The organism is Streptomyces sp. NPDC054783 (genome assembly GCF_053611725.1).
Genome location: NZ_JBSHAY010000029.1, coordinates 105,190 through 118,185, shown reverse-complemented (window position 1 = coordinate 118,185; position 12,996 = coordinate 105,190). Strand labels below are relative to the sequence as shown.

General features: G+C 68.3%; 11 protein-coding genes and 2 pseudogenes. 6 read left to right on the top strand and 7 right to left on the bottom strand.

The genetic code is table 11. From position 1 onward, the window contains the following. Positions 1–628 precede the first annotated feature (628 nt). The 6 genes and pseudogenes from ACWGJ5_RS36035 to ACWGJ5_RS36010 form a co-directional block, all read right to left on the bottom strand. Positions 629–1,618, bottom strand: a complete 990-nt coding sequence (locus ACWGJ5_RS36035; protein ID WP_453313830.1) for a cytochrome d ubiquinol oxidase subunit II — start codon at positions 1,616–1,618, stop codon at positions 629–631. Beyond that, the gene (locus ACWGJ5_RS36030; RefSeq protein WP_453313829.1) at positions 1,615–3,030 is read right to left on the bottom strand and encodes a cytochrome ubiquinol oxidase subunit I; all 1,416 of its coding nucleotides are present in this window, start codon (positions 3,028–3,030) and stop codon (positions 1,615–1,617) included. Before ACWGJ5_RS36030 ends, ACWGJ5_RS36035 begins: the two co-directional genes overlap by 4 nt. Positions 3,031–3,242: 212 nt before the next feature. Then, on the bottom strand, positions 3,243–4,271 hold the full coding sequence (gene nrfD, locus ACWGJ5_RS36025) for an NrfD/PsrC family molybdoenzyme membrane anchor subunit (protein ID WP_453313828.1): 1,029 nt from the start codon (positions 4,269–4,271) through the stop codon (positions 3,243–3,245). Next, positions 4,268–5,047 (bottom strand): annotated as a pseudogene (locus tag ACWGJ5_RS36020) (4Fe-4S dicluster domain-containing protein); the annotation flags it as partial. The pseudogene ACWGJ5_RS36020 and the gene nrfD, both read right to left, overlap by 4 nt. Further along, positions 4,957–5,178, bottom strand: a complete 222-nt coding sequence (locus tag ACWGJ5_RS36015; RefSeq protein ID WP_453313827.1) for a hypothetical protein — start codon at positions 5,176–5,178, stop codon at positions 4,957–4,959. The pseudogene ACWGJ5_RS36020 and the gene ACWGJ5_RS36015, both read right to left, overlap by 91 nt. Positions 5,179–5,654: 476 nt before the next feature. Next, complete coding sequence (locus tag ACWGJ5_RS36010) at positions 5,655–5,810, bottom strand: hypothetical protein (protein WP_453313826.1); 156 nt, start codon at positions 5,808–5,810, stop codon at positions 5,655–5,657. Between the two features lie 330 nt (positions 5,811–6,140). Between ACWGJ5_RS36010 and ACWGJ5_RS36005 the strand changes: the two genes are divergently transcribed. From ACWGJ5_RS36005 to ACWGJ5_RS35980, 6 genes and pseudogenes are all read left to right on the top strand, one after another. After that, the gene (locus ACWGJ5_RS36005) at positions 6,141–7,523 is read left to right on the top strand and encodes an NADP-dependent succinic semialdehyde dehydrogenase (RefSeq protein ID WP_453313825.1); all 1,383 of its coding nucleotides are present in this window, start codon (positions 6,141–6,143) and stop codon (positions 7,521–7,523) included. An 87-nt stretch (positions 7,524–7,610) separates the two neighbouring features. Next, a complete protein-coding gene (locus ACWGJ5_RS36000) occupies positions 7,611–8,519 on the top strand; it encodes an NAD(P)-dependent oxidoreductase (RefSeq protein ID WP_453313824.1) in 909 nt (302 codons plus the stop codon). A gap of 37 nt (positions 8,520–8,556) precedes the next feature. Continuing rightward, positions 8,557–9,357, top strand: coding sequence for a maleylpyruvate isomerase family mycothiol-dependent enzyme (locus ACWGJ5_RS35995; protein ID WP_453313823.1), 801 nt, complete (start codon positions 8,557–8,559; stop codon positions 9,355–9,357). Positions 9,358–9,392: 35 nt separating this feature from the next. Further along, positions 9,393–10,088, top strand: coding sequence for a type 1 glutamine amidotransferase domain-containing protein (locus ACWGJ5_RS35990; protein WP_453313822.1), 696 nt, complete (start codon positions 9,393–9,395; stop codon positions 10,086–10,088). Between the two features lie 204 nt (positions 10,089–10,292). Further along, positions 10,293–10,979: an alpha/beta fold hydrolase gene (locus ACWGJ5_RS35985; RefSeq protein ID WP_453313821.1), complete on the top strand. Its 687-nt coding sequence runs from the start codon at positions 10,293–10,295 to the stop codon at positions 10,977–10,979. Positions 10,980–11,065: 86 nt separating this feature from the next. Next, positions 11,066–11,530: pseudogene (locus ACWGJ5_RS35980) on the top strand (transposase family protein); the annotation flags it as partial. A 44-nt stretch (positions 11,531–11,574) separates the two neighbouring features. Here ACWGJ5_RS35980 and fumC read toward each other — a convergent pair. Then, a complete protein-coding gene (gene fumC / locus ACWGJ5_RS35975; RefSeq protein ID WP_453313837.1) occupies positions 11,575–12,996 on the bottom strand; it encodes a class II fumarate hydratase in 1,422 nt (473 codons plus the stop codon).

Below are 12,996 nucleotides of genomic sequence, written 5' to 3'. Positions count from 1 at the left end.
CAGCACCGGGCCGGTGGCGGTGGCCGAGGGCGGGCCCCAGGCGTGCAGGCCCATGTGGCCGGAGTACGGTTCGGGCAGGCCGAGGGCGGGCCCGTGTCGTGCGATGGCCCCGGCCTCGCCGTAGTTCGCGGTCGGCAACACGGCGGTGGCCCGCTGGTCGGCGGGGATCGCCTCCCAGCCGGTGGCGGTGGCGCGTACGAGGTGTGGCCGGCCGACCTCCTCGCCCTGGAGACCGGCGTCCCCTTCCCCGTCACAGCCGCCAGCGCCTCGGAGCCACCAGCGCCTCGGCCTGATACCGGTCGCCCTCCGGCCGCCAGGGGCGCCGGGAGGGCGCGAGGTCTTCGACGCACGCGACGAGCGGACCGCTGTGGTCCCGGGCGCCGGGGACGCCTCTCCGTCGTGCGGGGACTCGCCCTCGCGCGCGAAGCCGACTCCGCGCCGTGCGAGGCCCGTTGGCGTCTGGGCGCCATGACCGACAGGAGCGGCTTCGGCTGGGCGAATTCGTCCCTCACCTCGGCCCCGGCCGTCTGCCCGTCCGTCGAGCGCACTCGGGTCTCGGACCGGTCGGAGGCATGCTTGACGTCCACAGCGTGCAGCCGGTGTGGAAGCGTTCGAAGCAACGGCCCTCTCAGCCGAGCTTCCGGCGCAGTTGCAGGACGTACAGCACCAGAAGCGAGGGGGCGATCAGTGCGGCCGCGACGCAGGAGAGCACAACCAGCACCCACAAGGCGGCCGACGGGGCCGCTGCCTGTTGGATGACCATATGGGTGCCCAGGAGGTAGGGGTACTGCGCCACGCCCCATCCCGCGACGACACTGGCGATCGCGATCACGGCCATGCCCCGTACGACGACGGTGCGGCCCCTGCGCAGCAGCAGGAGTGCGGTGAGACCGCAGAGCACGGAGACGGCCAGGAGTGGCGCGCCCACCGTGCCCAGTTGGTGGAACAGGCGCGGCGAGTCCGAGTGCAGCACGAAGACGCCCGCCATGGCCACCAGGCCGGCGGCGATGGCCGCCGCGAAGGCCCGGTCACGGAACGCCTTCTCCAACGGCTCGTCCCCACGGCGCTGAGCTTGTCCCGTGAGGAAGACGGCCGCGAGGTACGCGCAGACCACGACGGCGAGGACACCACCGAGGACCGATGTCGGGTTGACCCAGCTCGACAGTGGGTCACCATGTCCGCCGGTTGGCACGCGGCCGGAGGCGATGCCGCCCGCCACGGTGCCGAAGAAGAACGGCGTGAGCACCGAGGAACAGGCGAAAGCGGTACCGCTCAGCAGTTCTGCCCGGCCCTCGGGCAGTGCGTGGCGGAAGGCGAACCCCGCTCCTCTGGTGACGATGCCCAGCGCCGCCAGTCCCAACGGAATGTAGAGCGTCGTGGTGATCGCGGCGAAGGCTTGAGGAAAGCCCGTCCAGAGCGTGACGAGACAGAAGATGAGCCACGTGTGGTTTGCCTCCCACACCGGGCTCAGGGAGAGATTGATCAGCTCGCGTGTGTGGCGTCCCCGTTCGGGTCCGCCGGCCGTCAAGTCCCAGAAGCCGGCGCCGTAGTCCGCCCCGCCGAAGAGGGCGTAGGCAATGACGCCCACGAAGAGGATGGCGGCGATGAGGGTGCTCACCTGCGGTCAGCTCCGTCCGCGTGGTCCGTCACCGCCGGTGCCGGATAGGGGCCGTACGGCACCGCGACGGTCTCTGGGTCGTGCTCGGACCACCTTCTGCGCATGGTGCGCAGAACGAGCAGGGCGCCGATGCCGACGCAGAGGTAGATGGCCAGGACGCCGGCGAACAACGGCCACAGGTTGACCTGTGTCGCCACTGCGTCCCTGGTCAGCAGGACGCCTACGACGGTCCAGGGCTGGCGGCCGACCTCGGTCACCACCCATCCGCTCTCCAAGGAGGCCAGGGCGATCAGCCCGGCCATGCCGGCACCGCGCAGGAACCAGCGGTTCGTTGGCACCTCGCGCCGCCGCCACCAGAGCCAGGCGAACCAGAGGGACAGCAAGAACAGCAGCGAGGCGGTTCCCACCATGACGTCGAAGGCCAGATGCACGACATTGACCACCGAGTCGTCGGGACGCACCGGCACGGGGATGGCGTCGAGGCCCCGGATCGTGGTGGACGGCCTGAAACCGGCCAGCAGTGATGCCACATCGGGAACGGGGAGGCCGTAACGTACCGCCCCGTTGATGATGACACCGCCGAGTGTTTCCGGGACGTGGTCGGCGGTGGACGGCACGAGTTCGACGGCGGCGAACTTGGCCGGTTCCCGGTCGAAAACCTGACGGGCGATCGTGTCACCCACCAGAAACTGGAGCGGCATCGCGATCGACGCCACGGTGAAGGGCACGAGGAAGCCCAGTCGGTGGTAACGGTCCTGACGCCCCTTGAGCAGACTCCATGCGTACACTCCGGCGACCATGAAGCCGGCGACGATGTATGCCGCGAGCAGCATGTGCACCATCTCCCACCAAAAGGCGCCGTTGAAGAAGACCTTGGCCGGGACCACCTCGCTTACGCGTCCGTTGCTGACGCTGAAGCCCCCTGGCTGGTTCATCCAGCTGTTCGCCGCGATGACGGCCGCCGTCCCGCCGACGCTTGCCAGCGTGACCACGACACCGGTGAAGAAGTGCGGCCACGGCGGCAGTCTTCTCCAGCCGTGGATGTAGATGGCCATGAAGATCGCCTCGAGGAAGAAGAACAGTCCCTCGATGGCGAAGGGAAAGCCGAATGCCGCGCCGTACGCGCCCATGAGCCCGGGCCAGAGCAGACCCAGCTCGAACGTCAGAACAGTGCCCGACACGGCCCCGATCGCGAACAGTACGGCAGCCACCCTCGACCAGCGTTGCGCCAGGAGCAGTGCCTGCCGATCGCCGTACCGCAATGCGCGGAAGTGGCAGATCAGCATCATGAAGGTGAACGCGACCCCGAAGGGCACGATGATGATGTGGAAGCCCAGGGTGAACGCCATCTGCTCACGTGCGGGGAGGAGCTGCGGCGGGTCTGCGACCGCGAGCAGAGAGGGCATCAGCATGGGTTCTCTTTTCAGCCCGCACGGAAGAAGGGAGCTCGCGAGCGGTCGTGGCCATGACGATCAGTCTCGTCATGCGGTCATCTCGGAACGCTAGTCAGCAGGCCAGGCACCGGTCCGCTTCGACGACTGTCCACCGCGCTCTTTTGCACCGATAGGGCCAACGGTTCGAGCGCCATCCAGCCGAAGCGGTCACGACCGGGACGCCACCGGTGTCAGTCCTCGTTCACCTCTCCGAGATGGGACTGCAGGCGCTCGCGCTGCGGCTTCACCACATAGGCAGGATCCTTCGTGGACCTCACGCCGGCCTCGAAGGTACCGAAACGCTGCAGCACGCTGCCCGCCAGCAGGGCCAGTCCGCCCACCGCGGCGGCCACCCGGCTGCGCCGGGCAATCGTCGTCGCCGTGACCGCTCCGCCCAGGGTGAGGTACTCGGACGCCTTGCGCAGGTGATGCGGACGGCCGGTGGTGTACGCCTCGGTCACGAAGCCGGGACGCCGGTCGATGAGCCGGGAGGCAACGACCTCGGCTGCCGCGCCGACCACGGCGAGCCGCCGCGCCGGGCCCGCCTCCGACACGGGGGCCAGCAGCATGCCGAGACCGGCGCCGCTCGCCGCGGCGGATCCGGTGAAGACGAACGGGAGCTCGCGGTGGGCGTCGTGCCACGCGGGCACCGCCGTCTGCGAGAGCAGGGCGGCCGTGTAGGAGGCGACCCCGGGGGCGAGCAGGGCCGCGGACAGCCCGGCCGGGCGTGCGCACAGGTGCAGCAACCGCCCGGGCGGAGAGGCCCGTACGCCGGCGGGGAGCACCTCTGCCGCGGCAGCCAGCGCGCTACCAGGACCGTAGGCGACGAGGATCCACGTGCCCACGGACATCGGCGAGCTCGGCTTGGCGACCCTCAGCATGTGGTGGAAGCGCTCAGGCCGGCCGAGATCCGCCACCAGCAGGTACATGCTCGCCAGCAGGGCGGCGAATCCGCCGGCACGGCCCGCCCGTCGCAGTCCTGGACGCGCCGTCAGGTCGGCCCCGGCCGCGAGCAGCGCGGCACCGGCCGAGAGCCCACCGGTGAAGAGGTACGCGGGGATCTTCCACTCCCACACCGGGGGCTTGAGCACGGGACGCCCGTAATAGGAGCGGAACGTCGCACGCGGCACCATGGACTGCTCGCGGCTGCCGTCGTCCTGCCCCGTGCCGGAGCGGTGGCCGCCATGCCGCTCGTGCCGGGTCTCCTCATGCCCGCTCATCGCCGCGCCCCCCGCACGAAGACCGCGGCCGAGGCGGCCAGCAGGGCTGACGCCGCCACCCCCACGTGCTTCCAGATCGACACCAGGTCGCGTGTGGGCACGACCGGGTCGGGTGGCAGCCCGTACACCTCGGGGTCGTCCAGGAGCAGGAAGAAGGCGCCGTCTCCGCCCACGCCGTCGTCGGGATCGCGACCGTACAGCTGGGCCTCGGGCACCCCGGCCTCGTGCAGGGCGGCCAGCCGTCGATCCGCCCGCTCGCGCAACTCGTCCAGGGGACCGAACTGGATGGAATCCGTGGGACAGGCCTTGGCGCACGCCGGTTCCAGCCCGTCGCGCAGCCTGTCGTAGCACATGGTGCACTTCCAGGCCCGCCCGTCGTCGGGGCGCCGGTCGATGACGCCGTAGGGACATCCGGACACGCAGTAGCCGCAGCCGTTGCAGATGTCGGGCTGCACCACCACCGTGTCGAACTCCGTACGGAACAGGGCGCCGGTGGGGCATACGTCGAGACATCCGGCGTGCGTGCAGTGTTTGCACACGTCCGAGGACATCAGCCAGCGGAACTCCGTCCGGCCCTCGGCTCCCGTGCCGGCACCGGGGAGGTCGAAGGAGGGGAAACCCAGATCGACGGGGGCCGTACCGAGGTTGGCGCCGCCGCGCTCGGCGGCCTCCAGGGCATCCGCTACTACCTCGGTGGTCGCCTCCGTTCCGGACTGGCCGACGGGTAGGTCGCCCAGGCCGGCGTCCTGACGGCCGAGAGGGCGCTCCTGCTCGACGGTACCCGCCGGTAGGCGCCCCGCGAGGGCAGTCCCGCCGACTCGGGCGGGATGCGGGCGCGGGAGCGGCGTAGGAACTCGCTCAGCTCGGTCTTGCGGGCCATGTCCCCATTCTCGGTCTTGCGGGCCATGTCCCCATTCTCACTCGCGGTGTTGCGCAGCAGCTCCGGGAAAGGGGGTCGCCCAGTCCTAGGCAACCGATTCCCTGGCACGTCAGAGCCAGGGAATCGGACCGTGTGGCCCCGTTCTTGCGTGTTGACACCACTCACGCGTACGCCGTAGCCCGCAGTCGCCGCTGGAGCGCACCATCATCGAGCGGCGCCACGACTGTCCCGTTGGGGTCCCTTTCCTGCGGTGCCGCGCATGGCGACGACCGCTGATTGGACGGATGTGCGCCGGGATCTCAGGTCAATGAAGGGTGTCCAATGGCGTCCCCGGCCTCCCAGAACAATCCCGCGTTGCTTGTGTGTGCGGCTGGGTTGATCGTGTCAGCGGCAAGGAAAAGGCACATGGACGAGGCACTCGGGAGGTGCGCGCAGGATCGATACACGCCCGCTGTGCCTGATCGCTTTTGCTGTGACTGAGTGCGGGCCGTGCCCGTGTGCGGTCATGCCCCCTCCTCGATCAGGGCATCCAGGACGGCGTGGAAACCGGCGACCGCCTCGGCCGGCAGGCTGTCCAGCACGCGGTTCTCGAGAGCGGCCAGCGTCTGCACGATTACCGTGGCCGCCGCGCGTCCGGAGTCAGTGAGCTCGATGAGCACGGAACGGCGGTCGCCGGCGCGTGTGCCGCGGGTGATGTGCGGCCCTGACCGTCGGCGAGGTTGGCCAGAGCGTTGATCTCGGAGGTGGTCAGGTCAAGGTCGACGAGTTCGGCGGAGATCAGCTGCAAGGTGGCATGGGTCGCGCGCTGCAATGCCAGCGGCGCCGGACGCGCAGGTGGCTCGAATTCGGACTTCACGGTTTCGGATATCACGAAATCGCAGTAACACCGCAAGGCCGCCCGTCATCGCCACGATGCCGCCAAGGCCCGGGCGAATTAGTGCCCATATGGGCGAATTGCCGTCTTTGTCAAGCGGCCATACGGTTGATTTATGGCTATCGCTACGACGAGTCCGGTGACAGGCGAGGTCCTGGAAAGGTTCGACGAACTGTCTCCCGAAGAACTGGAGGACAAGCTCGCGCGGGCGGCGGCCGCGGCCGTCTCGTACCGGCTGACGAGTGTCGAGGAGCGGGCGGGATGGCTGCAGCATGCGGCCGAACGGCTGGAGAAGGAGGTCGAGAGCGTCAGCCGGTTGATCACCACGGAGATGGGCAAGACCTTCCGGGCGGCGGAGGAGGAAGTGGTCAAGTGCGTGCGCGGGCTGCGCTTCTACGCCGCCAAGGGCCCCGCGTTCCTGCGGGACCTGGACGGTGACGCCGGGCGCGTGGGCGCGAAGCAGACGTTCGTGACGTATCAGCCGATCGGTGTGGTGCTGGCGGTGATGCCGTGGAATCTGCCGTTGTGGCAGGCCATGCGGTTCGCCGCGCCCGCGCTGATGGCGGGGAACGTGGGTCTGCTCAAGCACGCCTCGAACGTGCCGCAGTGCGCCCTGTACCTGGAAGAGCTGTTCCGCGACGCGGGCTTCCCGGCCGACGTGTTCCAGACCCTGCTGATCTCCGCTTCGAGGGTGGAACAGGTGCTGCGCGACCCGCGGGTGGCGGCCGCGACGCTGACGGGCAGTGAACCGGCGGGACGGTCCGTGGCCACCATCGCGGGCAACGAGATCAAGAAGGTGGTCCTCGAACTCGGCGGTTCGGACCCCTTCATCGTCATGCCCTCCACGAACCTGGAGCGGGCCACCGACGTCGCGGTCAAGGCACGATGCCTGAACAACGGGCAGTCCTGCATCAACGGCAAGCGGTTCTTCGTACACCAGGACATCGGTGAGGCGTTCCTCGAGATGTTCGTGGCGAAGATGGGTGCGCTGGTGGTGGGCGACCCGATGGACGAAGGCACCGACGTCGGTCCGCTGGCCACCGAGTCCGGCCGGCGGGATGTGGAGGCCTACGTGGACGACGCCGTCGGCAAGGGCGCGACGGTGCTGCTGGGCGGCGAACGCCCGGACGGCCCGGGCTGGTTCTACCCGCCGACCGTGCTGACCGGCATCACACCGCAGATGCGGATGTACCACGAGGAGGTCTTCGGCCCCGTGGCGCAGGTGTGGACGGTCCCCTCGCTGGAGGAAGCCCTGCGCGAGGCCAACGGCCACCCCTACGGCCTTGGTTCGAACCTGTGGAGCGAGGACGAGGCCGAACGCGAACTGTTCGTCCGTGACGTGCAGTCGGGCATGGCCTTCATCAACGGCAACACGACCAGCTACCCGGAGATCCCCTTCGGTGGTGTCAAACGCAGTGGCTACGGACGCGAGCTGTCCGACCTCGGCATGCGCGAGTTCATGAACGCCAAGACCGTCTGGATCGGCCAGGACGCCTGAACCCCGGTACCGGGGGGCATTCGACACCGCCGGCATGCGCGCCGGCCGTCGTGGCGCGCAGCCCGCCGAGCGCATGGAGGTGCGACGATGAGCGCAGCGAACCGGACCCCGTCGTCCGGGCGGGAAAGGCCCGTGGTCGCCGTGCTCGGCACGGGCACCATGGGGGAGGCCATGGCACGCAACATCGCGGCGGCGGGGCTGGGACTGCGCGTGTGGAACCGCAACCGCGCCGTCGCCGAACCGCTGGCGGGCGCTGGCGCCGCGGTGTGCGACACGCCGGCCGAGGCCTGCCGCGGCGCCGACGTGGTACTGACCGCACTCGCGAACGAGGAGGTGGTCGCCGACGTGATGGACCAGGCCCGCGACGGCCTGCGGGGCGACACGGTGTGGGTGCAGACATGCACGGTCTCCCCGGACGGGGGCCGCCGCCTCGCGGAACAGGCGACCCGCCTGAACGTCGCGTATGTCGAGGCCCCCCTCCTCGGCACCAGGGAACCGGCCGTCGCCGGAACCCTGACCGTCCTGGCCGCCTCACCCCAGAGGGAGGCCCGGGAAGAAGTGCAACCGGTCCTGGAGGCGGTGGGCTCACGCACCGTGTGGCTCGATGAGGTCGGCCAACCGAGCAGCCTCAATCTCGCCTACAACGCCTGGGTCCTGACCACCGTCGAGGGCATCGCGGAAGCCCTCACTCTTGCCGACGCGCTGGGGGTGGACCCTCACCTGGTCATCGACGTCATCGACGGCAGCGGCCTCAACAGCCCGTACGTCCAGAGCAAAGGCCCGAAGATGATCGACGACGACCTCGACACCCCCTCTTTCCCGCTCGAAGCGGCGGAGAAAGATGCCGGCCTGATCACCGATACCGCCCGCGCTGTGGGCCTGCACCTGGGCATCGCGGAAGTCGTACACGAACGCCTCCACCTCGCGGCCGACGACGGACTCGGCCGCGCGGACGTCGCCGCGACCTACCGTACGTCCCGCCAGGCCGCACCCTGACCGGACCGCCCCTTCGAGCAGGACGAGGGAGGAAACGATGACCCGTGCCGGCCTCGCCGCCGCGCGTTCGAGCACGGCGCAACTCGCGGAGATCATCCCCCAGGTGAACCACGAGCAGTGGGAGCTGCCATCCGCGTGCCAGGGCTGGCGAGTGATCGACGTGGTGGCCCACCTCGCCGCCCTCGCCTCCGAGGCGGTCGACCCACCGCCGCCCGACCCCTCACTGCCGAAGAACCGCGAGCGCTACCACGACCTGCGCGTCGACCAACGCCGTGATTGGACCCATGCCGAAGTCCTCGACGAGTGGCGGCGCAGCACCCCCCGCCAGCTGGACCTCCTGGAAGCGGCCCAGGAACCGCCCTCGGCCGACGAGCCCGTCCTGGTGGCCGGGCTCGGGACGTATCCGCGCCACCTCCTGGCGAACACCATGGCGTTCAACGTCTTCTGCCACCTGCACAACGACATGCTCGCCCCGGACGGCCCGCTCCCGTTCACGCTGCCGGAACCGACCGACGACCTGGTCGCTCCCGCCGTCGGCTTCATGCTCGCCGGCCTCCCCCAGATGCAGGGGCCCGAACTCACCGGCACCGTCGGCCGACCCCTCGTCCTGGACCTGACCGGCCCGGGCGCCACCACAGTCACCATCCTCCCCCCGACCGCGCCGGACGGACAGCTGACCGTGGCACCTGGTGCGGACGACGCCACCACCCACGTCCACAGCACGGCACTCGACTTCATCGCGTGGGCCACCACCCGCAAACCCTGGCGCGACCACTGCCGCATCACAGGCGACGCATCCGCCGCGATCCCCTTCCTCGACTGTCTCAACATCGTTTAGCCCTCCCAGGGCAATGTCTTTTGGAGGAGCCTCCCATGGCCAAGATCCTTTGCGTGCTGACCGGCGCGAGCTACTGGACCCTGAAGGACGGGCACCGGCACCCCACCGGGTACTGGGCCGAGGAGTTCGTGGCTCCGTACAGCGTGTTCACCGACGCCGGACACGAAGTCACCGTGGCAACCCCGGGTGGGGTCGTCCCCGTCGTTGACACGATGAGCCTGGAGCCCCGCATGGCGGGCGGCGAGGAGAACGCCCTCCGGGAGGAGGCTGTCATCGAGTCGGCGGATGAACTGCGGCATCCCATCTCCCTCGAGGAGGTGCATCTCGAGGACTACGACGCGGTCTACTACCCCGGCGGTCACGGCCCGATGGAAGACCTCTCGGTCGACCCCGAGTCCGCGTCACTGCTGCGAAGGGCACTCGATTCCGGAAATCCACTCGGCATCGTCTGCCATGCCCCGGCCGCTCTGCTCGCGACCCGTGACGCACACGGCGACACGCCCTTCGCGAACTACCGTCTGACGGGCTTCTGCAACGAAGAGGAGGAGGGCGTCGGATTCGCCGACAAAGCCAAGTGGCTGTTGGAGGACGCATTGAAGAAGCTGCCCACCCAGTATTCGCGGGGCCCCGCCTGGGAACCCTACCTGGTCGTGGACCGCAACCTCTTCACGGGGCAGAACCCCGCTTCCTCGGGTCCCCTCGCCAAAGAGCTGGTCAAGGCTCTCTCCTGACCAGTGAGCCCTTTCAGGACAGCCACTGATCGGGTGACGTTGCTCCGGCTCCTTTCAACGTTTGGCCGGACCGGATGCCGTGGAGGGACGTGCGACGCTGTGAATGTGCAGGAGTGGTCGAGCGCCGGCATTTGTCCGTACTCGCTGGTTGATGCGATGCATGTTGCATAGCCCAAGATCACTCTGCACTGAAGGAGAAACAACATGGCACGCAAGCCGAGCATCGTGTTCGTTCACGGGCTTTGGGCCGATGGTTCGTGCTTCAATAAGCTCATCCCCACGCTCCAGGGGGAAGGGTACGAGGTGATCTCCTCGCAGCACGGGCTGAACTCGCTCGCAAGCGATGTCGAATGCGTCAACTTCACTATCAACCGCGTTCCCGGACCGGTCGTCCTCGTCGGCCACTCCTACGGCGGCGTCTTGATCACGAAGGCCGGCACGAACGACCGAGTGGGTGCGCTGGTCTATATCGCAGCCCTAGCGCCCGACGAGAACGAGACCGCCCAGCAGCACCAGGACAGGTTCCCCCAAACGCCCATCTTCGGGCACGTCGAGGTTGCTGACGGGCGTGTCTGGCTCCGTGAAGAGGCTCTCGCGGACTTCTGCGGCGACCTGCCGGAGGATGAGCAGAAGCTCGTGCTGGCCACCGGCGGCGTACCGGTGGCAGACCTGTTCGATCAGCAAGTTCCGGGGACCGCCTGGCGTACGAAGCCGAGCTGGTACATCGTCGCAAACAGCGATCGCACCGTAAACCCCGAGCTGGAGCGCGCCGCTGCTGAGCGCATGGGCGCTCGCACCCGGGATATCGACAGCAGCCACGTCCCCATGCTCTCGCACCCGGAATTCGTACTGGACGTGATTCGCGAGGCCGCGAGGTCCCTGGAACAGTGAGGTCGTTCAGTGAGGGCGCCGATGGGATGACAGCGACCTTGGCCGCAACGCACAAGGCTCCCGTGCCATTGAGGGAGGTGTTCGAAGTCTCAACGGATGGCAGCCTGGCCGAGTGCGACCGCGTCGGTGACGGCCGGGCCGACCACCCGGCCAAGCACCGCCGGCACGGGGTGAACGTGCAGGTGGTCACCGACCCCGATGGCGAGGTGCTGTGGCTGTCTCCCGCCCTGCCGGGGCGCTGCCACGACCTGACCGCGGCCCGCGCCCACCGGATCATCAGTATCTGCGGGCGCCAGGGCGTGCCGATCCTGGCCGATCGCGCCTACATCGGTGCCGGAGCGTGGGTGACCACACCGGCCAGACGGCCTGCGGGAGGTGAACTGACACTCGCCGAACAGACCGTCAACCGGGCGCTGTCGATGGCTCGGGCGCGGTCGAGCGTGGAGTCGCCCCGTCTGAAGCCCTGGCGGATCTTCCGCAGAGCGCGGTGCGGCCCGAATCGAATGACGTCAATCACAGCAGCCGTCCGCACACTGGAGCGGCAACGCTGAAAGACCTCAGTGTTCTGCGGCTGCACCATGTCCGCGGCGGAGGGTCAGGCACCGGACACGCCGTCTCCGACCATCGAGAGCGGGTCGACCACTGTGTCGAACGTTTTTTCGTCGACGTGACCGCTTGCCAGGGCGGCCTCTTTGAGGGTCTGGTCGTTGGCGAGCGCGGACTCGGCGATGTGCGCGGCGTTCTGGTAGCCGATGACCGGACTCAGCGCCGTGACCAGCATGAGGCTCTCGTTGACGTATTGTGCGATTTTCGTTCGGTTCAGCTCGGTGCCGTCGACGGAGAATGTCCGGAACTTCTCCATCCCGTCGGCAAGAATGCGCGCGGAGTGCAGGAAGTTCCTGATGATCACTGGGCGCATGGCGTTCAGTTCGAAGTTGCCCTGGCTTCCGGCGAACGCCACTGCAGAGTCGTTGCCGAGCACCTGTATCGCGATCATGACGATGGCTTCGCACTGGGTCGGGTTGACTTTGCCGGGCATGATCGAGGAGCCGGGCTCGTTCTGGGGAAGCAGTAGCTCGGCGAAGCCGGTGCGTGGGCCTGAGGCCAGCCATCGCATGTCGTTGGCGATCTTCATCAGGGCAACGGCCAGGCCGCGCAGTGCTCCGTGCGCCCGCACGATGGGGTCCAGCGATCCCTGCGCCATGAACTTGTTTTCGGCGGTAACGAATGGCTTGCCGGTCAGTTCGGCGATCTGCGCCGCGACGTCACGGCTGAAGTTCTTCGGCGCGTTCAGGCCTGTTCCGACGGCGGTTCCGCCCAGGGCCAGCTCGAGCAGCCCCTTGCGGCTGTGCTCGATCTCCTCGATGCAGGCGCGTAGTTGGGCGGCATAACCTGACCACTCTTGTCCCACGGTAAGTGGTACGGCGTCTTCGAGGTGCGTGCGGCCGATCTTCACGACCGTGTTCCACTCTTTGGCCTTTGCCTCAAGGACCGCCGCAAGGTCTCGGGCCTGAGGCAGGAGGTGGTCATCGACTTCCTGCACCGCTGCGATGTGCATCGCGGACGGGAAGCTGTCGTTGCTGGACTGCCCCATGTTGACGTCGTCGTTCGGGCCCACCGGCTTCTGGCTCCCGAGCGTGCCACCGAGCAACTGCGACGCACGGTTGGAGATGACTTCGTTGACGTTCATGTTGCTTTGAGTGCCCGAGCCCGTCTGCCAGACGAACAGGGGAAAGTGCTCGTCAAGCTCTCCGGCGATGACTTCCTCCGCGGCCCGTACGATTGCCTGCTTCTTCCATTCGGGCAGCCGGTTGGCGGCGGCGTTCACCAGCGCTGCCGCCTTCTTCACGTAGCCGTAGGCGTGGTAGACCTCCTTGGGCATCCGGTCGCCACCGATGGAGAAATGGATCAGTGACCGTTGCGTCTGCGCACCCCAGTAGCGGTCCGCCGGCACCTCCACGGTGCCCATGCTGTCAAATTCTTCGCGCTGTCCATCGGCCTGGATCCCGATCGGCAC